17 protein-coding genes and 1 tRNA gene are annotated in these 20,703 nt (G+C 66.2%); 7 read left to right on the top strand and 11 right to left on the bottom strand.

Annotation, left to right across the window (positions count from 1 at the left end; genetic code table 11):
• Window positions 1-6: 6 nt before the first annotated feature.
• Window positions 7-1,977 (bottom strand): M48 family metalloprotease, encoded by a 1,971-nt coding sequence (locus tag U5775_RS20370; protein ID WP_322059891.1) that lies wholly within the window; start codon window positions 1,975-1,977, stop codon window positions 7-9.
• Window positions 1,978-2,158: 181 nt separating this feature from the next.
• On the opposite strand from U5775_RS20370, the gene moaC reads away from it, so the two are divergent.
• Window positions 2,159-2,638: a cyclic pyranopterin monophosphate synthase MoaC gene (moaC, locus tag U5775_RS20365; RefSeq protein WP_322059890.1), complete on the top strand. Its 480-nt coding sequence runs from the start codon at window positions 2,159-2,161 to the stop codon at window positions 2,636-2,638.
• 96 nt (window positions 2,639-2,734) lie between these two features.
• Here moaC and U5775_RS20360 read toward each other — a convergent pair whose 3' ends face one another.
• The 8 genes from U5775_RS20360 to recA form a co-directional block, all read right to left on the bottom strand.
• Window positions 2,735-4,570, bottom strand: coding sequence for a PglL family O-oligosaccharyltransferase (locus U5775_RS20360; protein ID WP_322059889.1), 1,836 nt, complete (start codon window positions 4,568-4,570; stop codon window positions 2,735-2,737).
• A 242-nt stretch (window positions 4,571-4,812) separates the two neighbouring features.
• Entirely contained in the window at window positions 4,813-5,349 is a 537-nt protein-coding gene (locus U5775_RS20355) for a pilin (RefSeq protein WP_322059939.1), read from the bottom strand.
• A gap of 389 nt (window positions 5,350-5,738) precedes the next feature.
• Window positions 5,739-6,449, bottom strand: coding sequence for a TerC family protein (locus tag U5775_RS20350; RefSeq protein WP_322059888.1), 711 nt, complete (start codon window positions 6,447-6,449; stop codon window positions 5,739-5,741).
• Window positions 6,450-6,640: 191 nt separating this feature from the next.
• The gene (sucD, locus tag U5775_RS20345; RefSeq protein ID WP_103706367.1) at window positions 6,641-7,522 is read right to left on the bottom strand and encodes a succinate--CoA ligase subunit alpha; all 882 of its coding nucleotides are present in this window, start codon (window positions 7,520-7,522) and stop codon (window positions 6,641-6,643) included.
• A 98-nt stretch (window positions 7,523-7,620) separates the two neighbouring features.
• Window positions 7,621-8,787, bottom strand: coding sequence for an ADP-forming succinate--CoA ligase subunit beta (gene sucC, locus U5775_RS20340; RefSeq protein ID WP_322059887.1), 1,167 nt, complete (start codon window positions 8,785-8,787; stop codon window positions 7,621-7,623).
• Window positions 8,788-8,837: 50 nt separating this feature from the next.
• Window positions 8,838-9,530 (bottom strand): DUF2889 domain-containing protein, encoded by a 693-nt coding sequence (locus tag U5775_RS20335; RefSeq protein ID WP_322059886.1) that lies wholly within the window; start codon window positions 9,528-9,530, stop codon window positions 8,838-8,840.
• A gap of 131 nt (window positions 9,531-9,661) precedes the next feature.
• Window positions 9,662-10,627: a recombination regulator RecX gene (gene recX, locus U5775_RS20330; RefSeq protein WP_415913616.1), complete on the bottom strand. Its 966-nt coding sequence runs from the start codon at window positions 10,625-10,627 to the stop codon at window positions 9,662-9,664.
• Window positions 10,628-10,688: 61 nt separating this feature from the next.
• Window positions 10,689-11,765 carry a recombinase RecA gene (gene recA, locus U5775_RS20325; RefSeq protein WP_322059885.1) on the bottom strand — a complete coding sequence of 359 codons (1,077 nt, stop codon included), beginning with the start codon at window positions 11,763-11,765 and terminating at the stop codon, window positions 10,689-10,691.
• Between the two features lie 272 nt (window positions 11,766-12,037).
• Between recA and U5775_RS20320 the strand changes: the two genes are divergently transcribed.
• From U5775_RS20320 to U5775_RS20305, 4 genes are all read left to right on the top strand, one after another.
• Window positions 12,038-12,877: a response regulator transcription factor gene (locus U5775_RS20320; protein ID WP_322059884.1), complete on the top strand. Its 840-nt coding sequence runs from the start codon at window positions 12,038-12,040 to the stop codon at window positions 12,875-12,877.
• Window positions 12,878-12,889: 12 nt separating this feature from the next.
• Window positions 12,890-14,545 carry a sensor histidine kinase gene (locus U5775_RS20315; RefSeq protein WP_322059883.1) on the top strand — a complete coding sequence of 552 codons (1,656 nt, stop codon included), beginning with the start codon at window positions 12,890-12,892 and terminating at the stop codon, window positions 14,543-14,545.
• A 310-nt stretch (window positions 14,546-14,855) separates the two neighbouring features.
• Entirely contained in the window at window positions 14,856-16,514 is a 1,659-nt protein-coding gene (locus tag U5775_RS20310) for an MFS transporter (RefSeq protein WP_322059882.1), read from the top strand.
• A 100-nt stretch (window positions 16,515-16,614) separates the two neighbouring features.
• Window positions 16,615-16,691 (top strand) — tRNA-Met (locus U5775_RS20305).
• Window positions 16,692-16,786: 95 nt separating this feature from the next.
• Here the strand turns inward: U5775_RS20305 and U5775_RS20300 are convergent.
• Complete coding sequence (locus tag U5775_RS20300) at window positions 16,787-17,494, bottom strand: FadR/GntR family transcriptional regulator (protein ID WP_322059937.1); 708 nt, start codon at window positions 17,492-17,494, stop codon at window positions 16,787-16,789.
• 136 nt (window positions 17,495-17,630) lie between these two features.
• On the opposite strand from U5775_RS20300, the gene dgoD reads away from it, so the two are divergent.
• Window positions 17,631-18,779, top strand: coding sequence for a galactonate dehydratase (gene dgoD, locus U5775_RS20295; RefSeq protein ID WP_322059881.1), 1,149 nt, complete (start codon window positions 17,631-17,633; stop codon window positions 18,777-18,779).
• 325 nt (window positions 18,780-19,104) lie between these two features.
• Window positions 19,105-19,404 (top strand): hypothetical protein, encoded by a 300-nt coding sequence (locus tag U5775_RS20290; RefSeq protein WP_322059880.1) that lies wholly within the window; start codon window positions 19,105-19,107, stop codon window positions 19,402-19,404.
• A 34-nt stretch (window positions 19,405-19,438) separates the two neighbouring features.
• Here the strand turns inward: U5775_RS20290 and U5775_RS20285 are convergent, their stop codons facing one another.
• Complete coding sequence (locus U5775_RS20285) at window positions 19,439-20,365, bottom strand: CopD family protein (RefSeq protein ID WP_322059879.1); 927 nt, start codon at window positions 20,363-20,365, stop codon at window positions 19,439-19,441.
• Between the last annotated feature and the right edge of the window lie 338 nt (window positions 20,366-20,703).

Genomic DNA, 20,703 nt, shown 5'->3' with positions numbered 1-20,703 from the left:
GGCCGCTCATCCGCTGTCCTTGTCGTCCGCACGCTCTTCCTTGTAGCGCGCCTCGAATTCGTGCAGGCGCGCGTCGATCGTCGACAAGTCGTAGAACCCCAGCGACTTCATGTCGCGCGCCTCCTTGAGCTGCCGGATCGCCGAGGGCCACGCCCCGTCGAGCGCAAACTTCTCCGCGAGCGCGCGCCGCTGCGTGAGCAAATCGCCCAGACCCGCGCTCGACTGCGCGAGATACTGCCACCACGCGCCCTCGCGCGGCTCGGCCTGGGTCTCGCTGCGCGCGAGCGCCTGCGCTTCCTTGAAGCGGCGTGCGGCGATCAGCGCCTGCAGCAGGCTGTCGGTGGCCGCGTGCGACGCGGGCCACGCCGCATGCGCCGCATGCGCGAGCCGCACGGCCTCGTCGGTGCGGCCCGCGCGCCGCGCGATCTCGGCCGCGAGCACGTCGAGGCTGGGCGAACTATTCGGAGAACTGCCTGGAGAACCATTCGGAGAACTGAGCGCCTTGCCGCCGTCCGCGGCTTCGAAGCGGGCGAACGCCGCGCGCGCGTTCGCGAGCGACGCCGCAGCATCGTCATAGCGTTCCACTTGCAGTTGCGCAAAGGCGATCCCGTACCAGTTCGCCGCCACGTTGAGCGCGACGCGGTCGTCGATCTCGGAGCGCAAGCGCGCAATCTCGTCGAGATACTCGCCGTGCGAGCGATCCTGGAGCACCTGCACGCGCGCGCGCACGAAACCGTATTCGGGCGACTGGCGCGGCTGCCGGTAAGCCGCGCGGCGGGCGCGATCCTCCATGTCAGCGATGCGCGAAACGGTGAGCGGGTGCGTGCGCGCGTAGGCCGGCACGCCGGCGTCGCCCATCGAGGCGCGTTCGAGCCGCTCGAAGAACGCCACCATGCCCCACGGATCGTAGCCGGCGCCCGCCAGCAGCTTGAAGCCGACGCGGTCCGCCTCGTGCTCGGCGGCGCGCGAGAAGCGCAGTTGACTGTCCACGGCGTAGGCCTGGCTGCCGATGGCGATCGCGCTGCCGAGGTCGCCGCTACGCGCCAGCACGCCCGCGAGAATGCCGAACAGCATGCCCACGAGCGCGGCATAGCCGTTGCGCTCGCTCTGCGAGAGCATCCGCGCGATATGCCGCTGCAGCACGTGACCCATCTCGTGGCCGAGCACGGAGGCGAGTTCCGACTCGGTCTGCGTGGACACGATCAGCCCCGTGTTCACGCCGATGAAGCCGCCCGGCAGCGAGAACGCATTGATCTGGCCGTCGCGCACGGCGAACAGATCGAAGTCCGGTCGATATCCGCCAATGAACTGCGCCGCCGCCGACGCCGAGAGGCGCGCCGCAACCGAATCGAGATAGTCGCGCACGAGCCAGTCGCCGATGTAGTCGGGGTCGCGCCGGATTTCGCGCATCACGCGCTCGCCGATGCGGCGCTCGGCCTGCGGCGTGAGCGCGCCGCCCGAGCCATCGCCGAGATCGGGCAGTTGCGGGATCCAGGCGGGCGGGCGCGCGCTGCCGTTGCCGCTCGTGCCGGAGCTGTCTGCCGATTGCCCCGATCCGGACGAGCCGAAACGGCTCTGCGCGCCGCCATAGGTGCCGAATACGCCTTGCGCGATCGAGGCCGGAATGACGGGGTCGGCTTCGTCGTCGAGCGGGCCACTCACGAGCGCGGGCGAGTTGGGGGCGAGCGTAGTAGCGTCTGAGGTAGTGGCGCCACGCCTGATCGAACCCGACGTGGTGACTCTCGACGTAGCGGCGCCCGGAATAGTAACGCCCGGTTTGCCGGCCGACGGCGTGCCGGCACCCGGCCTGGCCGCGCCGGACACGCCGGACGCAGGCGCGCTCGCGGCACCGGGATCGAGCACGGCGGCACGCACAGCCGATGCCCCTGTCCCGCCGCCCGACGCCTGCGCGTATGCTTGCGGCGGAACGGCGAGCGTTGCGCACAACCACGCAGCAAGCAGCCGTTTCAGATGCATTGATGACAACGGGATCGGGAAAAGCGAATTGCCGGCCGGTGGCCAGCCACCGGGCAATTGTAGTCCGCACGGTCCGCCAGGCGCCCCGGACGGCCCGGCGTGAACCACCGCGGACCCGCGCGCCCGGGCCTGTCACACGCACCGCGCTGTTAAGATAGGCGCCCTTCACGGAGAACCCACCATGCCCGAACTCACGCATTTCGACGCCGCAGGCGACGCGCACATGGTCGACGTCGGCGGCAAGGCCGAGACCAAACGCATCGCCGTGGCGAGCGGCACGATCCGCATGCTGCCGGCCACCTTCGCGCTGGTGCGCGACGGCAACGCGAAGAAAGGCGACGTGATCGGCGTCGCGCGCATCGCCGCGATCCAGGGCGCCAAGCGTACCTCGGATCTGATTCCGCTGTGCCACCCGCTCGCGATCACGCGCGTGAAGGTCGATTTCGCGCTCGACGAGACGCTGCCTGGCGTGCATTGCACCGCGCAGGTGGAGACGCTAGGCCGCACGGGCGTGGAGATGGAAGCGCTGACCGCCGTGCAGGTGGGCCTCTTGACGGTCTACGACATGTGCAAGGCGGTGGACCGCGGGATGACCATCACCGATGTGAAGGTGATGGAAAAGCACGGCGGGAAGTCGGGGGATTGGGTTGCGGGGAGTTGAGGCACCAAGGAATACTACAGGGGCGCCGCGCAGCAATCCGGAAGCGCTGATCGGCGCCGCCGCGAGCGAGAACTCAGCCGCAGCAGCGCGGCCTCATCAATCGTCCGAATCGTCCTCGTCTTCTTCTTCGCCCTTCGCCGCGGGCTTGCCGTACTTCTTGACCAGCGCGGCCTTGAAGCCCGCGAGCGTCGGCTCGTCGTCGCACAGGGTGTAGAGCGAGGCCAGTTGCGTGGGCCAGTCGTGAAGCTCCAGCGCAAAGATCTTCAGGCGCTCGACCGTATCGAATGCGCCATCGTTATTCCCATCCAGCGCCTGCAGCACTGCATAGCGACGCAGCACGGTCTCGCCCGGCAGCAGCGCAATCGCGCGCTCGTGCGCCGCGAGCTTGGTCGCGAGGTTCTCGGCATCGATCGGCATGAGCGTCGCCATGCCGTAGTCGCCCCACGCGCGGAACAGGAACGACGGTTCGTCCGCATACTGCTGCGCGGGATGCGAGCCGTAATAGAGCACCTCGGCGCGGTTGTAGTCGCGCAGCACCGGCCACAGCGACGCGATGCCGCCGAACACCACCACCGCGTACACGGCGCGTGTGAGGTTCGACGGCACGACGCGCAGCGGTTTCGTCTCGAGCAGGCCGAACACGAACATCGCGGGCAGCAGGAAGAACATGTACTGCTGCGGATACTCGACGAGCGCATGCATGACCAGCGCGCCGATCAGCGCAAAACCGAAAATGCGCTCCGCCGTATGCGGCACGCGCAGCGCGCGCACGAACCAGGCGACGAGCCCGATCACGACGATCGCGCAACCCAGCACGCCCGTCTTGGCGAGCAAGTCGATGAAGATGTCGTGCGAGTTGTTGGCGATCTCCACGCCGCCCAGCTTGCGCGCGAGTTCGAACTGATGGATCGGGAAGTCGCCCCAGCCCACGCCCAGCAGCGGATGGGTCTTGAACATCGTCCAGCCGTAGCGCCATAGCGCGATGCGCGGCGCGATCTGGCCAGCGTCCTTGAAGCGGTCGGCCGCCGACTGGTCGAGTTGCAACTGATAGTGGACGTTGGCCCAGCGCACGAACCCATTCACGGCGAAGAAGATCGCGAAAAGCACGACCGGCACGACCCAGGCGCGCGCGTTGTCCACCCAACCGCCCGCCCAGCCGCCCGCGTCGGCACTGTTGCCTGCCTCGTCTTCGCCGCGCACGCCGCGCGTCGCGGAAAGCGCCATCCAGAACCCCGCAACGACGATCACGGCCATCTGCAGCCACGGGCCGCGCGAAACGGTGAGCGCAAGGCCGCCCGAGTAGATGGCCGAAAGCACGACCCACAGCAGGATGTTCAGGCGCCGCGTCTGCACGAGATAGAGCGCCGCGGCCGTCGCGAAGGCGATGTAGGTCGCGAGGTGGTTGGCCTGCGCCATGTTGCCGAACGGCCGCCGGTCGAACTGCACGTTATAGGCGACGACGAGCGGCGTGACCTTCGTTTCGAGATGCAGGAGCTGGATGACCTGGCAGAACACCGCGAACAGCCCGCCGATCACGAGCGCCCAGGCGCCCCACACCATCGCCGCGCGCGTGAGGTTCACGCGCGTGATGCCGTAGCCCGCGTGGACGGCCATGAAGGCGGCCAGCAGATAGCCCGCGCCGAGCCAGTTCATCGATGCTTGCGCAACCGGCAGCACGAAGGTCTGCACGATCAGCAGCAAGCCGAAGGCGAGCGGCACGAGCGCGACCACGGGCGAGCGGAAATCGACGGCCGGCCGCGCGGAACGCACCAGCAGCCAGACGCCCGCGCCCACCATCAGATAAAGCGCGAGCGCAGTGAATTCAGCGTAGAACGTCGGGATCGGATAAGTGTGTGCGACGACCGCATAAGGCAGGATCAACGCAACAGCGAGCAAGACAAACGTAAGGTAACGCGCAAAAGAAGAAGGCATGGGAATCGGGGGCGTCAGCAACCGGCGCACTATACAAAACTTTTCACTCCCTGTGCGGAAGCCAGCAGGACGAAATCGGCCCGCACGCGCCATGCCTTCGATCTGCGGGCCATACATGACGTATAAGCCCCTCTTTGGTGCAGCGTGTGTAGCGCATGACGCCACGCACGCGACGCATCGCGCACCGGACGCCAACACGGCATCCAGCGCACGAATGGCAACCGCTCACGCGCGCCTCATCCCTATGCGCGGCACTCCGGTGGCGCCAGGTTGGCGGGCAGCGTGGCCGCTTCTGCAGGCGACGGTCCCGCGCCTGGTGCGCCGAGCGAAGAAGCCGTCTTGCCGCCTGCGAAGCACTCCCAGGTGAGCGTGCCGCCCTGCACGCTGCCTTGCGTGAGCGCTACGCGCGCCGTGGGTGAATCAGCGTTATCGGGCACGGAAGGCACGAGCACGATCGTATTGGTCCCCTCGGGCGCGATGCGGCTGGTGAACGCCACGGTGATCTGGCCGGTCGTGTCGTCCACCTGCACCGAGGCGACGTTGCGCGTGGCCGGCGGCACCGTGTAGCCCGCGCCGAACGCATTGCCGCTCGCCGCGTTCTCGGCCACGGCAAGCCGCGCCGCGGAAGCGAGCGACAGGCCCTCGCCTACCCGGCTGCGCGCGAGATAGTCCTGATACGCGGGGATGGCATAGGCGGCGATCACGCCGACGATGGCGAGCACGATCATCAGTTCGATGAGCGTGAAACCCGGTGCGGTCCAGCGCCTCGCGAGACGCATGAGTGCCCGGCACGACTGCGCGAGCGAAGCCGCGGCATGCGTCGCGTGCGTGGCCAGTGAATGCGTGGCGAATGCGGGCGTGGCCAGGGCGGGCGCGGCAACGGCGCCTGAAACAAGGGCGCGCGAAGCGCATGGCCCGGCGACGCACAATGCGTCCGGGCGGGCGGTGGATGGAGATACGGTCATCATCAGGGCTCCTGAAACGAGAAACGCCTGCTCACGAAAAGGTGAACAGGCGTTTCGATCGTATCGGCGGCCCCCTCTGCGCAGCAGTCGGCCGGATGGCTTAGGCGCGGCGCTGTCAGAGCATCGGTTGGCGTGGAATCTGCGCCCTTTCCCTACGACGATCGGCTCAGGACGACCAGTCAGACTCCGTCATGCGCTCAAGCTCAATGCGAGCCCTGCGCGCGCCGCTCGTTGCGCCGCCTCAGCAGGTGCCCGAGCCCGACCACGAACAGCGCACCGGCCACGCTCATGCCATATTCGGCGATGGGCGTATCGAGCAGCGGCCAGCGGTCGCCGGCCGGATCGTTGATGATCAGCCCGCCCGCGATCCAGCCGAGCAGCGCGGCGCCCAGCGTCACCACCACGGGATAGCGGTCGAGCAGCCTGAGCACGAGCTGGCTGCCCCACACGATCAGCGGAATGCTGACCATCAGGCCGAAGATCACGAGCGCGATGCGATGGCGCGGATCGGCGGCCTCGGCTGCGCCCGCGATGGCCACGACGTTGTCGAGGCTCATCACCGCATCGGCGACGATGATGGTCTTGATCGCGCCGATCAGCTTCTCGGAGGGCTTCACGTCGGCATGCTCGAGATGCGAAGGCGCGAGCAGCCGCACCCCGATCCAGAGCAGCAGCAGGCCGCCCGTGAACTTCAGATAGGGCACGTTGAGCAGCACGACTGCGAACGCGATCAGCACGACGCGCAATACGATCGCCCCGACGGTGCCCCAGACGATGCCGCGCAGGCGCTGCTGCGCGGGCAGATCGCGGCAGGCGAGCGCGATCACCACGGCGTTGTCGCCGCCGAGCAGGATGTCGATGACGATGATCTGAATGACAGCGCCCCAGTGGAGCGACGTGAAAAACTCGAGCATGAAGGCGGGGGCGTGAGTACGTTGACGAGGCGCGTCCGCTCAAAAAAGCGCGCGCCAATAAAAAAGCGAGGCAGCCATGACTGGCTCCCTCGCTTCTGTCCGGAAACCTCGTGAAAGGGTTCCGCAAGCATATCAAAAAACGCCGGCCGCCCGCGCATAACGCAATGCGCGGGCGGCGGCGATCTTCGAAATTACAGCACCGACTTCAGCAGACGGCCCATTTCCGACGGGTTGCGCGTGACCTTGATGCCGCACGCGTCCATGATTTCCAGCTTCGCGTCGGCCGTATCCGCGCCGCCCGAGATCAGCGCGCCGGCGTGGCCCATGCGCTTGCCCGGAGGCGCCGTGACGCCCGCGATGAAGCCGACGACCGGCTTCTTCATATTGCCCTTGATCCACTCGGCGGCGTTCGCTTCATCCGGACCGCCGATTTCGCCGATCATGATCACGGCGTCCGTATCCGGATCGTCGTTGAACATCTTCATGACGTCGATGTGCTTCAGACCGTTGATCGGGTCGCCGCCGATACCGACTGCCGACGACTGGCCGAGGCCGATCGCGGTCAGCTGGGCCACCGCTTCGTACGTCAGCGTGCCCGAACGCGACACGACGCCGATGCGGCCCTTGCGGTGGATGTGACCCGGCATGATGCCGATCTTCAGCTCGTCCGGCGTGATCGTGCCGGGGCAGTTCGGGCCGAGGAGCAGCGTCTTGCGGCCTTCGCGGCGCATACGGTCTTTGACTTCGATCATGTCGCGGACGGGGATGCCTTCCGTGATGCAGATCGCGAGATCGAGGTCGGCCTCGACGGCTTCCCAGATCGCGGCGGCAGCGCCTGCCGGCGGCACGTAGATGACCGAAACGGTCGCGCCGGTGGCGTCCTTCGCTTCACGCACGTTCGCGTAAATGGGGATGCCCTCGAAGTCCTCGCCGGCCTTCTTCGGGTTCACGCCCGCGACGAATGCTTCGCGGCCGTTGGCGTACTCACGGCAGGCACGGGTGTGGAACTGACCGGTCTTGCCGGTGATGCCCTGCGTGATGACCTTGGTGTCTTTGTTGATCAGAATCGACATGTATTGACCTCTGTTCGTTTGGCGTCATGCGTCGCGCCAGGCCGCTTCTTGCGTTGCGGTGTTCGCGCCGGCAAGCCGCCATTCGTATCCGGTGAAAATTACTTGCCTTCGGCAGCCGCGACAACCTTCTGCGCGGCCTCTTCCATGCTGTCTGCCGAGATGATCGGCAGGCCCGAATCGGCCAGCATCTTCTTGCCGAGGTCCTCGTTCGTGCCCTTCATGCGCACGACGAGCGGCACCTTCAGGTCGACGGCCTTCGAAGCCGCGATCACGCCTTCCGCGATCACGTCGCAGCGCATGATGCCGCCGAAGATGTTCACGAGGATCGCCTTCAGGCCCGGGTTCTTGAGCATGAGCTTGAACGCTTCGGTGACCTTCTCGGTCGTGGCGCCACCGCCCACGTCGAGGAAGTTCGCCGGCTCGCCGCCGAACAGCTTGATGGTGTCCATCGTCGCCATCGCGAGGCCTGCGCCGTTCACGAGACAGCCGATGTTGCCGTCGAGCGAGATGTACGCGAGGTCGAACTTCGAGGCTTCGATTTCGGCCGGATCTTCTTCGTCCAGATCGCGGTAAGCGACGATTTCCGGATGGCGGAACAGCGCGTTCGAGTCGAAGTTGAACTTCGCGTCGAGTGCGATGACCTTGCCGTCGCCCGTGACGTTCAGCGGGTTGATTTCAGCGAGCGACGCGTCGGTTTCCCAGAATGCCTTGTACAGGCCCTTCAGGATTTCACGCGCTTGCGGAATCGAGGCAGCCGGCACGCCGATCTTCGCGGCGAGGTCGTCGGCCTGCGAGTCGAGCAGACCCGTGTTCGGATCGACGATGACCTTGTGGATCAGTTCCGGATGCTTTTCGGCGACTTCTTCGATGTCCATGCCGCCTTCGCTCGAACCCATCAGAACGATCTTTTGCGACACGCGATCGACGACGAGGCTGACATACAGTTCCTGCTTGATGTCGGCGCCTTCTTCGATCAGCAGACGGTTGACCTTCTGGCCTTCCGGACCGGTCTGGTGCGTGACGAGTTGCATGCCGAGGATCTGGCTCGCGTATTCGCGGACCTGCTCCAGCGTCTTCGCCACCTTCACGCCGCCGCCCTTGCCGCGACCGCCCGCGTGAATCTGCGCCTTGACGACCCACACCGGGCCGCCCAGCTCTTCAGCGGCCTTGACCGCGTCATCCACCGAAAACACCGGCTTGCCGCGCGGTACCGCGACGCCGAATTTCCGCAGGATTTCCTTACCCTGGTACTCGTGAATCTTCATGCGTGATTCCTTCAGTCTGAGAGTTGGAGTGAACTTCGTTTCCGCTGTTGTTATTCATGCGCGAGAACGTCGGCCTTGCCCTCGTGGCTCGGGCCTGGGTTGTCGCGCACGCTGGCGGCTTGCGCGCTGCGCTCTATTGAACGCGGCGCGTGGCCATACCAGCGCGGATAAAACTGCTTGACCGCCTCGCCGTCGAACCGCAGCGCGTGGCAGCGGCCGAGCTGGAAAGGCGGCTTTTCGCCGGCGGCTTCGCCGTCGGCGGTCTTGCTGAGCTCCGGTACGGACGCTTCGCCGAGCGTGCCGTTCGATGTAGTCCACACCGCTCCGACAAACGCCTGGACAGCGACAGTCGGCAGCACGCCCAGCATTTCGGTGAGGTGCGTGCAGCCGGCGGTGCCGCCGAGCAGCCGGCCCGCTTCGCGGCGGAAATTTTGCAGGAGATTGAGCCCGATAAGGGCCCGATAGGCGGGATTGGCGTTCTGGCACTGACCGTCGTAGGGGACCCAGTCGGACGACGCCTGGGCGTCGACGACGTTGAGCTTGCGATCGATCGTAATGCGGAGCCAGAGTTCATGGATCGGCAAACCGTTGGGCCGGACACCGGCGGCGAGCGGCACGTCGCGTGGCTTGTGATCGGTCAGGCACGCGTCGATGTCCCACAAGCCGTCTTCGCGCTCATAGGCGACCGCCTGAATAGCGCGCTGATGACGCAACTGGCGAGGCGCTGGCGGAGGAAGCGGCATGCTGAAGGTCAAACCGGACAGGAAAACCTCTCGATTTTAGCATACCGGGTATTTGAGACAGCGGCGAACCCACAGCGCCCGCCGGGGCTTGGCGGCAAGCCGTTTCCGAGGCAACTGGATCGGTTTTCCGGTCACTCGCCTTCGAAGCTGTCCTCGATGCCCTTCAGAATCTTGCCGATGATCGACATCGAAAAGCCGCGCGCGGCCAGAAAGCGGGCCTGACGCGCGCGCTCGGCGGGCGTCTCGGGCAGTTGACCATATTTCTTCTGCCAGACGGCGCGGGCGCGCGTGAGTTCGGTCTCGCGCAGTTGCGCGTTCACTTCTTCGATGAGCGCCTCGCCGACGGCATGGCGCTTGAGTTCGCTGACGATACGCCCCGCCCCGACGCGCGCGGCGCGGCGATACACGACGCTTTCCGCGAAACGGGCGTCGGATAACCAGCCTTCGCGTTCGAGCGCGTCGAGCAGCGCTTCGAGTTCGTCGGCGTTTTCGGTGTAGGGCATGAGCTTGCGCGAAAGCTCGGCGCGGCTGTATTCGCGGCGCGAGAGATAGCCGAGTGCACGACCCTTGAGCGAGCGCTCGGGACGCTGCTTGCCCGATGCTTCGGTCTTGCGCGCGTTGCGCGACATTCGCGAGGTGGAGGTGCGCTCGAAGCGGTCGGCTTGCGGCGCGGATTCTTCGTGTGCTCTTTCGTGGGCTTCTTCGTGTTCTTCGCGCTGCGCTTCGAAATGCGTTTCGAACCGGGCTTCGCGTTGTGCTCCGCGACGGGTTGCGCGCGGTGCCCCGGACGAAGCATCAGCGGGCGCATCGAAAAATGCCTCGAACGGCACTTCGAATACCGCCCCCCCTTCGTCGTCCAGATCGTGTGGCGCTGAATGCGCAAAGCCGCGAGCGCCCGCATGGGCGTCGCGGCTTTGCGTGTCGGTGCGTGGTGTGTCGCTGCCTGGTGTGTCGCTACGTTGCGCAGCAGCGCGGCGCGTGGTGCGCCGCGCCTCACGCGGGTGTTCCGCCTCGTCCGAAGCCGGAGACGTTGCCGCCGAAGCTGAATCCGCAGCTGAAACTGAAGTTGCAACCGAAGTTGAAACCCCACGCGGCACCGAGGCTGACCCGCCCTTACGCATCACGATAGTGCTGACTCCCTGGCGCCGACTTCGGGACTTATTCTTCGCCCGCGACTTCCACTTCGCCGGAATCGTTGACGCCGTCCGGCATCACGCTCACGCCCAGCGATTCGCGGATGCGGTTTTCGATCTCGCGGGCGATGTCGGCGTTCTCACGCAGGAATTCGCGCGCGTTGTCCTTGCCCTGACCGATACGCTCGCCGTTATAGCTGTACCACGCACCCGCCTTGTCGACGATCTTGGCTTGCACGCCCAGGTCGATAATTTCGCCCTGACGCGAGATGCCTTCGCCGTAGAGAATGTCGAACACGGCTTCGCGGAACGGCGGCGAGACCTTGTTCTTCACGACCTTCACGCGCGTTTCGCTGCCGATCACTTCGTCGTTCTTCTTGATCGAACCGATACGGCGAATGTCCAGACGCACCGACGAGTAGAACTTGAGCGCGTTGCCGCCCGTGGTGGTTTCCGGGTTGCCGAACATCACGCCGATCTTCATACGGATCTGGTTGATGAAGATCACCATGCAGTTCGTCTTCTTGATCGTGCCGGTGAGCTTGCGCAGCGCCTGCGACATCAGACGCGCCTGCAGACCCGGCAGCGAATCGCCCATTTCGCCTTCGATTTCGGCCTTCGGCACGAGCGCCGCCACCGAATCGATCACGATCATGTCGATCGAGCCCGAGCGCACCAGCGCGTCGGTGATTTCGAGCGCCTGCTCGCCCGTGTCCGGCTGCGAGATGAGCAGTTCGGGCACGTTCACGCCAAGCTTCGAGGCGTACTGCACGTCGAGCGCGTGTTCCGCGTCGATGAATGCCGCCGTGCCGCCGAGCTTCTGCAATTCGGCGATCACCTGCAGCGTGAGCGTGGTCTTGCCCGACGATTCCGGACCGTAGATCTCGACCACCCGGCCGCGCGGCAGGCCGCCCACGCCGAGCGCGATGTCAAGGCCGAGCGAACCGGTGGAGACCACCTGGATGTCTTCGACCGCGTCGCCATCGCCGAGTCGCATGATCGACCCTTTGCCGAACTGCTTTTCGATCTGCGCGAGCGCGGCGGCCAGCGCCTTGCTCTTTTCAGCAGTCAGCCCAGCCGAGCCTTTCTTGCTATCTTCCATGAATCGTCCTTTGCTATGATGAACGGCGTCTGGTGACGATGCGCGCGTGCTTTCGTGCGCATATACGTGAACGCAGACACTGTATAAAAAAACAGTAGTTTTGGCAAGCGCGTTTTTTGCGGACCCGCATGCCAGAACCGCGAATTTTCGGAGACCGCCGCCCGATGCTGCCCGGGCTCGCCCCCTGCCAGGAGCGCTACGCGCATCGCGAAGCGTGAACCAGGCAGCGAAGCGCGGGCTGCAAAACGCTTCGAGGGCGACGCTGGCGCATCATGCGAATTCTCATTGCCGAAGACGACAGCATACTCGCGGACGGCCTCGTCCGATCACTCCGCCAATCGGGCTATGCCGTCGATCACGTGCGTCATGGCGTGGACGCCGATACGGCCTTGTCGATGCAGTCGTTCGACCTCCTGATCCTCGATCTGGGCCTGCCGAAAATGCCGGGCCTCGAAGTGCTGCGCCGCTTGCGCGCGCGCAATTCCAACCTCCCTGTCCTGATCCTCACCGCCGCCGACAGCGTGGACGAACGCGTGAAAGGCCTCGACCTCGGCGCCGACGACTACATGGCCAAGCCCTTCGCGCTCAACGAGCTCGAAGCGCGCGTGCGCGCGCTCACGCGGCGCGGCGCGGGCGGCGGCCCCACGGTCGTGCGCCACGGCGCGCTCGCGTTCGACCAGGTCGGGCGCGTGGCGCGCATCCACGACCAGGTGCTCGATCTCTCGGCGCGCGAGCTCGGCGTGCTCGAAGTGCTGCTGCAGCGGCTCGGACGGCTCGTCTCGAAGGAGCAGCTCGTCGACCATCTGTGCGAATGGGGCGAGGAAGTCAGCAACAACGCGATCGAGGTCTACGTGCACCGGCTGCGCAAAAAGCTCGAAGCCGGCGGCGTGCGCATCGTGACCGTGCGCGGGCTCGGGTATTGCCTCGAAAAGGAAGCGAATCCGGCGAACGCGACCGCGCCGGCCGCGGCAAATTCCGCGACGGCGGCGCGCTCCGAGGCATCGGGCGTCGGTACGTCGGGCGTCGATACGCCAGGCACCACCGCATCGGGCGCTAACGCGCCGGGCGCCGCAGCGCCGCCCGCCATGCCGGCCAGCCACTACTACAAATAGCCAGGTGCGACGATGGCCGAGCCCGCTCCCGCCGCACGCTCCGCGCCGCTGTCCGCCGCGCAGGCCGCCGCCGAAGCTGGCGCGCTCGACGACGAAGCGCGCGACGCCCGCTACGCCAATCCCTTCGCCCCGCCCGACGAAGCCGAAGCCGCCGCGACACGCCCGCGCTCGCTGTTCGGCGAGATCCTCGACTGGATGCTCGCGCCGCTCCTGCTGCTCTGGCCGATGAGCATCGCGGTCACCTATCTGGTGGCCAAGTCGATCGCCAACGGCCCGTTCGACCGCGCACTCGAAACCGACGCCTACGTGCTCGCGCGCCAGATCCATCCGGTCAACGGCGTGGCCGAACTCTCGCTGCCCGACTCCACGCGCGACTTCCTGCGCGCCGACAATGTCGACAGCGTGTTCTACCAGGTGCTCGGCAGCCGGGGCGAGCTGGTGGGCGGCGATCGCGAAATGCCGCTGCCGCGCGACGAAGACCGGCCGCCCGCGGGCCTCGTGGAATTCCGCGACGACATGCTGCATGGCATCGACATCCGCGTGGCCTACACGACGGTCGAGCTGCCGAATCTGTCGGGCTCGCAGCCCGTGCTCGTGCAGGTGGCCGAGACGCTCGACAAGCGCCGCCAGCTCGCCAACGACATCATCAAGGGCGTGATCCTGCCGCAGTTCGTGATCTTGCCGCTCGCGATCCTGCTCGTCTGGTTCGGCCTCTCGCGCGGCCTTGCGCCCCTGCACGCGCTGCAATCGAACATCCGCATGCGCCGCCCCGACGACCTCTCGCCGCTCGAAGCGCGCCGCGCGCCGCCCGAGATCGAGCCGCTCGTCACGTCGTTCAACGACTTGCTCACGCGCCTCGAACAGAACATGCAGCTGCAAAAGCGCTTCATCGCCGATGCCGCGCATCAGATGAAGACGCCGCTCGCGGGCCTGCGCACCCAGGCCGAGCTCGCGCTGCGCCAGGACGCGAGCGCCGAGGTGCATCGCTCGCTGGAACAGATCGCGACGAGCTCCGAGCACGCCGCGCGGCTCGTCACGCAACTGCTCGCGCTCGCGCGCGCTGAGAACCGCATGTCAGGGCAAATCTTCGTCCCCGTCGATATCGCCGACGTGGCCCGGCACGCGGTGCGCGACTGGGTGCAGCCTGCGCTGGCCAAGCAGATGGACCTCGGCTACGAAGGCCCCGAGCACGGCATGCCCGGGAAGCACGACGATAGCCACGATAGTCACGACCCTCACGAAGGCCCCGACGACGAAAATGCCGGGCCCACCACTCAGAGCGACGCCGCGCCGGTGCAGGTCGACGGCAACCCCGTGATGCTGCGCGAGATGCTCTCGAACCTGATCGACAACGCGATCCGCTACACGCCCGCCGGCGGCCGCATCACGGTGCGCGTGCGGCCCGAGCCCGCGGCGCACGTGGTGCATCTGGAGGTGGAGGACACCGGCATCGGCATTCCCGCGGCCGAGCGCGGGCGCGTGCTCGAGCGCTTCTATCGCATCCTCGGGCGCGACGGCGAGGGCAGCGGCCTCGGACTCGCGATCGTGCGCGAGATCGCGACGATGCACGGCGGCACGCTCGCCATCGACGACAACGTCTACCAACTCGAACCGCGTCTCGCCGGCACGCTCGTGCGCGTAACGCTGCGGCTGCGCGGCGCAAGCTGACGGCAGCCCTGCCGAAACTGACGTCTGCGCGGCCCGAAGCGAGGATGGGACTTACCCTTATCCGCCGCTCACTCGCTCCGCATGAATTCGATCAATCAATGAAATTGAGCGACGTTAGATCATCGTTTGACGCACATTGTCGACAGTTAGCAAATCATCGGAAGCCTGAAGCGCCCCGCAAAAAAGACGCCCCGCCGTCAGAACCCCGTAAGTTTCCATTCCAATAATGCTCCGCAGGACCGCACGAGCCCAGGATCGCCGGCCGGGCGGGCCGTACAGACACGTCGGCATATCAAAAATGGAGACACATATGGCAACCGTTGGCGGACAAGTCTCACACGCGCCGATGACCAGCGACGAAAAACGCGTGATCTTCGCGTCGTCGCTAGGCACGGTGTTCGAGTGGTACGACTTCTACCTGGCCGGCTCGCTCGCGGCCTACATCAGCAAAAGCTTCTTCTCCGGCGTGAATCCCACCGCGGGCTTCATCTTCACGCTGCTCGGCTTTGCGGCGGGCTTCGCGGTGCGGCCGTTCGGCGCAATCGTGTTCGGGCGCCTGGGCGATCTCGTGGGCCGCAAGCACACGTTCCTCGTCACCATCGTCATCATGGGTCTCTCGACTTTCGTGGTGGGCTTCCTGCCCGGCTACGCGTCGATAGGCATTGCCGCGCCCGTGATCTTCATCGGCATGCGCCTCTTGCAGGGCCTCGCGCTCGGCGGCGAGTACGGCGGCGCGGCCACCTATGTGGCCGAGCATGCGCCGCCCGGACGCCGCGGCTTCTACACCTCGTGGATCCAGACCACGGCGACGCTCGGCCTGTTCCTCTCGCTGCTCGTGATCCTCGGCGTGCGCACGACGGTGGGCGAGGAACAGTTCGCCTCGTGGGCGTGGCGCATCCCGTTCGTCGCGTCGATCCTGCTGCTCGCGGTGTCGGTGTGGATCCGCCTGCAGCTCGACGAATCGCCGGCGTTCAAGCGCATCAAGGCCGAAGGCAAGATCTCGAAGGCGCCGCTCTCCGAGGCGTTCGGCCAGTGGAAGAACCTCAAGGTCGTGATCCTCGCGCTGATCGGCATCACGGCGGGCCAGGCCGTGGTCTGGTACACAGGCCAGTTCTACGCGCTCTTCTTCCTCACGCAGACGCTCAAGGTCGACGGCGCGAGCGCCAACATCCTGATCGCGCTGGCGCTGCTGATCGGCACACCGTTCTTCCTGTTCTTCGGCGCGCTCTCGGACAAGATCGGCCGCAAGCCGATCATCATGGCCGGCTGCCTGATCGCGGCGCTCACCTACTTCCCGCTCTTCAAGGCGCTCACGCACTACGCGAACCCGGCGCTCGAAGCCGCGACGGCGCGCGCACCGATCGTGGTGATCGCGAACCCCGACGAGTGCTCGTTCCAGTTCAATCCGGTGGGCACCTCGAAGTTCACGAGCTCGTGCGACATCGCCAAGAGCGCGCTTTCGAAGGCGGGCCTGAACTACTCGAACGTGGCCGCACCGGCGGGCACGCTCGCGCAGATCAAGGTGGGCGATACGACCATCGACACGTTTGACGGCAAGGCGGCGGGCGCGAAGGAGGCGGGCGCAACGTTCGAGAAGACACTCTCGGGCACGCTGAAATCGGCGGGCTACCCGGCCAAGGCCGACCCCGCGCAGCTCAACTGGCCGATGACGGTGGTGGTCCTCACGATCCTCGTGATCTTCGTGACGATGGTGTACGGACCAATCGCGGCGATGCTGGTGGAGATGTTCCCGACGCGTATTCGCTATACGTCGATGTCGCTGCCCTATCACATCGGCAACGGCTGGTTCGGCGGCTTCCTGCCCGCGACGGCGTTCGCGATCGTGGCGGCCAAGGGCGATATCTACTCGGGGCTCTGGTATCCGATCATCATCGCGCTCGCGACCTTCGTGATCGGCATGCTGTTCGTGAAGGAGACCAAGGACTCGGATATCTATGCGCAGGATTGAGCTCGTTGTCACTTAGTCGATGTGGCCCGGCGTCGGCCTCGAAAAAATTGGAGATAGCTCTTGACAGGCCGCCCGGGCATAGCCATAATCTTTCTTCTACGGCGAATTAGCTCAGTCGGTTAGAGCGACGGAATCATAATCCGCAGGTCCGGGGTTCGAATCCCTGATTCGCCACCAAATGCGAAAGCCGCTGTTCCGAAAGGAACAGCGGCTTTTTCTATTTCAGCCGTCTGCCGATGCGGGACAGGTTCAGATCGCCCCCCCGCCGCCCCTCACCCCTCAATCCGCTCACGCGTCACGCGCAGCAGCGCCGCCATCGCGGCGCTCGCCGCGTGCGCGTCGCGCCGGCCGATGGCCTCGAACACGGCCGTATGGTCGGGCAGCGCCGCGTTGAACACGTCCGCGCGCTTCGCGTTCACGCGCAACTGGCCTTCGAGCGTGCGCTCGATCAGCGTGCCGAGCGGCACCAGCAGTTCGTTGCGGCACGCCGCCAGCACGGCCAGGTGAAAGCGCAGGTCGGCGCGCACCCACTCGTCCACGTTGCGCGCCAACGCCATCGCGGCGTGCGCGTCGCCCATCGCAGCAAGCGCATCCGCGTCGTGCGCGCTCGCGGCAAGCCCCGCCGCGAACGGCTCGATCATCTCGCGCATCTCCTGGAGCTTGAGCGCGAACGCGAGCGGCGGCGCGACGCGCGCGTACCAGTCGAGCACGTCGGCGTCGAGCAGGTTCCACGCCGCGCGCTCGCGCACCCGCGTGCCCACCTTCGGCCGCGATTCCACGAGCCCCTTCGAGGTGAGCGTGCGCAACGCCTCGCGCAACACCGTGCGGCTCACGTCGAAGGCCGCCATGAGTTCGGCCTCGCGCGGAAGTATTTCGGCGGGCGCGTAGTCGCCGCGCAGGATCGCGCTGCCGAGCTCGAATGCCACCGTTCCATGCAGATCGCGTTGAATCGCCGTTCTCCTTCGAAGTCGCCAGCCCAGATATTGGGAGCGGATGTGAAATAGTACTATTAATAGCACTTAAAAGCGATTTTTGCAGTAGCATGGGCGCTAACGACGCGCCACCGCTTCGCTTTGCCTTTCCGCGCGCATCCACCCCGTCCTCCGGAGACCCCGCATGAAAATCACCAGGCTCGAAACCTTCGTCGTACCGCCCCGCTGGCTCTTTCTCAAGATCGAAACGGACGAGGGGATCGTCGGCTGGGGCGAGCCTGTCGTCGAAGGTCGTGCGCACACGGTCGCGGCCGCCGTCGACGAGCTCGCCGACTATCTGATCGGCAAGGACCCGTTGCTCATCGAGGACCACTGGCAGGTCATGTACCGCGCGGGTTTCTATCGCGGCGGCCCGATCTCGATGAGCGCCATTGCGGGCGTCGATCAGGCGCTATGGGACATCTTGGGCAAGCATCACGGCGTGCCCGTGCACGCGCTGCTCGGCGGCCAGGTGCGCGAGAAGATCAAGGTCTATTCGTGGATCGGCGGCGACCGTCCGAGCGATGTCGCGAACAACGCGCGCGCCGTGGTCGAGCGCGGCTTCAAGGCCGTCAAGATGAATGGCTCCGAAGAGCTGCAGATCATCGACACCTTCGACAAGGTGCAGGGCGTCATCAACAACGTCGCGGCGGTGCGCGAGGCCGTGGGCCCGAATGTCGGCATCGGCGTGGACTTTCATGGCCGCGTGCACAAGCCGATGGCCAAGGTGCTCGCGAAGGAACTCGATCCGTTCAAGCTGATGTTCATCGAGGAGCCCGTGCTCTCGGAGAACGTCGAAGCGCTGCGCGACATCGTCAATCAGACCAGCACGCCGATCGCGCTGGGCGAGCGTCTGTATTCGCGCTGGGACTTCAAGCATATTCTCGCGGGCGGCTATGTGGACATCATCCAGCCCGATGCCTCGCACGCGGGCGGCATCACCGAGTGCCGCAAGATCGCCGCGATGGCCGAGGCCTATGACGTCGCGCTCGCGCTGCATTGTCCGCTCGGCCCCATCGCGCTGGCGACCTGCCTGCAGATCGACGCGGTGAGCTACAACGCGTTCATCCAGGAGCAAAGCCTCGGCATCCACTACAACAAGGGCAACGATCTACTCGACTACATCCGCAATCCCGAGGTCTTCAAGTACGAAGACGGCTTCGTGTCGATTCCGCAGGGCCCGGGACTCGGCATCGAGGTCAACGAGGAGAAGGTGCGCGAGATGGCGAAGACGGGTCATCGCTGGCGCAACCCCGTGTGGCGTCACGAGGACGGCAGCGTCGCCGAGTGGTGATCTCGCGGCAGTCGGGATCGATGCGCCCGGAGATCGGTCGCATGCGCGCTCGCGCGATGCGCGTTACGTGACGCTCTCGCGGCGGCGCGTTTCAGCGCCGTAACGTTTGAGGCCCTTTTGCGGGCCGATAGCCGCATCGCGCCTTCGGGCGCGTGCGGCGAATGGCGCTTTCGCACATAGCGAAAGCGCCCGCGAAAGCCCGCCGCGCAAGGCGCCGGCGCCCTTCGCGCCTGGTCCGCGCGCAACGCGCGGCGCAACCTGGCCCTTTCTGGCCTGCTCCTTGCTGAATTCCTGCGAAAACCCATACCCGGCCGCAGGAATTCACATGGAAGCCATGCTCCCCGACTATCTGATCCGCGAACAGGCCGCCGTCGGCGCGCTGGTCGTGTTTGGCCTGTTGCGCGTGATCGTCGCCGCCGTCGCGTGCACGCGTGGCTGGCGCATCCTCGTGGTCGAGCAGAGCTTCATCGGCATCGCGATCCTCTGGTGCTTGCCGCAGCTCCTCGACCTGATCGCGCATCCTTCGTCGGTGCTCGCGCTCGCCGGGCTCGAGGGCAAGGCCGTCGGCTGCGCCATCGCCCTCTTCTTCTCGCCCATTCTCAGTCATCGGCTCGGCTACGAGTGACCGACCTTCGCCCGGCGTTTCAGCCCTGCGCGTTTCAGCCCTGCATCACATAGCCCGGCACGCTGTGCCCCAGCACGGCCGCGACGATGAGCACGGCCATCATCACCAGTGCCTCGAGATGCAGCACGTTGACGAAGCGGCGCGCCGCAGCCGTCGACGCCGCGCGGCGCAGCTCGGGCATCGCCACCATGCGGTTGAAGCCGCCCAGCACAAGCGCCAGCGCGACGAGTGCAAGCTTCGCGAGCAGCACGTGGCCCCACGCGCTCGCCGTGAGCGCGTCGAACGAGCCGCCGGTGCCGCGCACGGCATTGAACACGCCAGTCGCGAGCACGAGTCCCACGGCAAAGAGCGCTACGTTCGAGACCTGCCCCGAGGTGCGGATCAGCACGCCGCGCGCCGTCGATGCGCCCAGCGCCGGCAACACGGCCAGGCCGCCCGCCATCACGATGCCGCTCCATGCGCTCGCGCTCAGCAAGTGCAGCGTCTGCACGCCGAGCGCCGCCGAGGCGAATCCGGCATCGGCGGCATGGCCGAGTCCCGCGCGCCCGGCGGCCGTGGCAATGAGTGCGAGCCACAGTACGCCGTCACGCAGCGGACCGGCCGGCATCAGCGCGGTGGCGAGCACCACCAGCGCGCCCACGAACGCGACGCTCCACGCGTGGCCCACGTGCGTTTGCGCGAGCACCGTCGGCACGACGCCGAACGAGCCGGCCAGCGTGCCGCCGCTGATCGACGCGCTTTCGTACAGCAGCCAGATGGCGAGCGCGATCACGAGCACGAACGAGGCGCCCCGCAGCGATGTTTGCGCGCGCAGCCATGCGGGCCGCGCGGGCGCGACCGCGCTGCGCGCGTCCTTCTCGAGCCACGCGCCATAGAGCGTCGAGCCCAGCGCAAACGCATGGGCGATGTTCACGAGGGCGGCCATCGCGACCTGCCCGATCCACAGCCAGTCAGCTTTCATCGGAGCGCGACCTCCCGGCGTTCACGACGGACGGGAAGCGGAGCGAGGCGAGCGGCGCGTGCCAGCGGCAACGGAGGAGAAAGTGCAATTGGAGTCATCGAAACGAGTGGCAAGGAAACAACAAGAAAACAAAGGTGGAATCGACATCGACGTGGATGCGGCCACGCCATCGCAGTGGCGCGCAGAGGTGCGTGCCATTTCGGGACGTGCCTGCTTCGATAGCCGCCGCGCGAATCGGTTCACCGATATGCATGGCATGCAATAACGCGCGAGTCCGCGCAAGCAGGGTCAATCCCGAGTCACGGATCGGCCAACAGGTGCAGAATCATAACCGGCGA

Origin of the sequence: Paraburkholderia sp. J63 (assembly GCF_905220245.1) — a bacterium.
In the GTDB taxonomy this organism is placed as follows: domain Bacteria; phylum Pseudomonadota; class Gammaproteobacteria; order Burkholderiales; family Burkholderiaceae; genus Paraburkholderia.
Note: the sequence above shows the minus strand (reverse complement) of the source record. Positions and strands in the feature narration are given on the sequence as shown.

Coding starts and splice junctions, on each gene's coding strand:
- dgoD (WP_322059881.1), top strand. CDS start 17,631: ATGAAAATCACCAGGCTCGAAACCTTCGTCGTACCGCCCCGCTGGCTC.
- U5775_RS20290 (WP_322059880.1), top strand. CDS start 19,105: ATGGAAGCCATGCTCCCCGACTATCTGATCCGCGAACAGGCCGCCGTC.
- U5775_RS20285 (WP_322059879.1), bottom strand. CDS start 20,365: ATGAAAGCTGACTGGCTGTGGATCGGGCAGGTCGCGATGGCCGCCCTC.
- U5775_RS20335 (WP_322059886.1), bottom strand. CDS start 9,530: ATGCCGCTTCCTCCGCCAGCGCCTCGCCAGTTGCGTCATCAGCGCGCT.
- U5775_RS20360 (WP_322059889.1), bottom strand. CDS start 4,570: ATGCCTTCTTCTTTTGCGCGTTACCTTACGTTTGTCTTGCTCGCTGTT.
- U5775_RS20320 (WP_322059884.1), top strand. CDS start 12,038: ATGCGAATTCTCATTGCCGAAGACGACAGCATACTCGCGGACGGCCTC.
- sucC (WP_322059887.1), bottom strand. CDS start 8,787: ATGAAGATTCACGAGTACCAGGGTAAGGAAATCCTGCGGAAATTCGGC.
- U5775_RS20370 (WP_322059891.1), bottom strand. CDS start 1,977: ATGCATCTGAAACGGCTGCTTGCTGCGTGGTTGTGCGCAACGCTCGCC.
- U5775_RS20350 (WP_322059888.1), bottom strand. CDS start 6,449: ATGCTCGAGTTTTTCACGTCGCTCCACTGGGGCGCTGTCATTCAGATC.
- U5775_RS20355 (WP_322059939.1), bottom strand. CDS start 5,349: ATGCGTCTCGCGAGGCGCTGGACCGCACCGGGTTTCACGCTCATCGAA.
- U5775_RS20315 (WP_322059883.1), top strand. CDS start 12,890: ATGGCCGAGCCCGCTCCCGCCGCACGCTCCGCGCCGCTGTCCGCCGCG.
- recA (WP_322059885.1), bottom strand. CDS start 11,765: ATGGAAGATAGCAAGAAAGGCTCGGCTGGGCTGACTGCTGAAAAGAGC.
- U5775_RS20310 (WP_322059882.1), top strand. CDS start 14,856: ATGGCAACCGTTGGCGGACAAGTCTCACACGCGCCGATGACCAGCGAC.
- sucD (WP_103706367.1), bottom strand. CDS start 7,522: ATGTCGATTCTGATCAACAAAGACACCAAGGTCATCACGCAGGGCATC.
- moaC (WP_322059890.1), top strand. CDS start 2,159: ATGCCCGAACTCACGCATTTCGACGCCGCAGGCGACGCGCACATGGTC.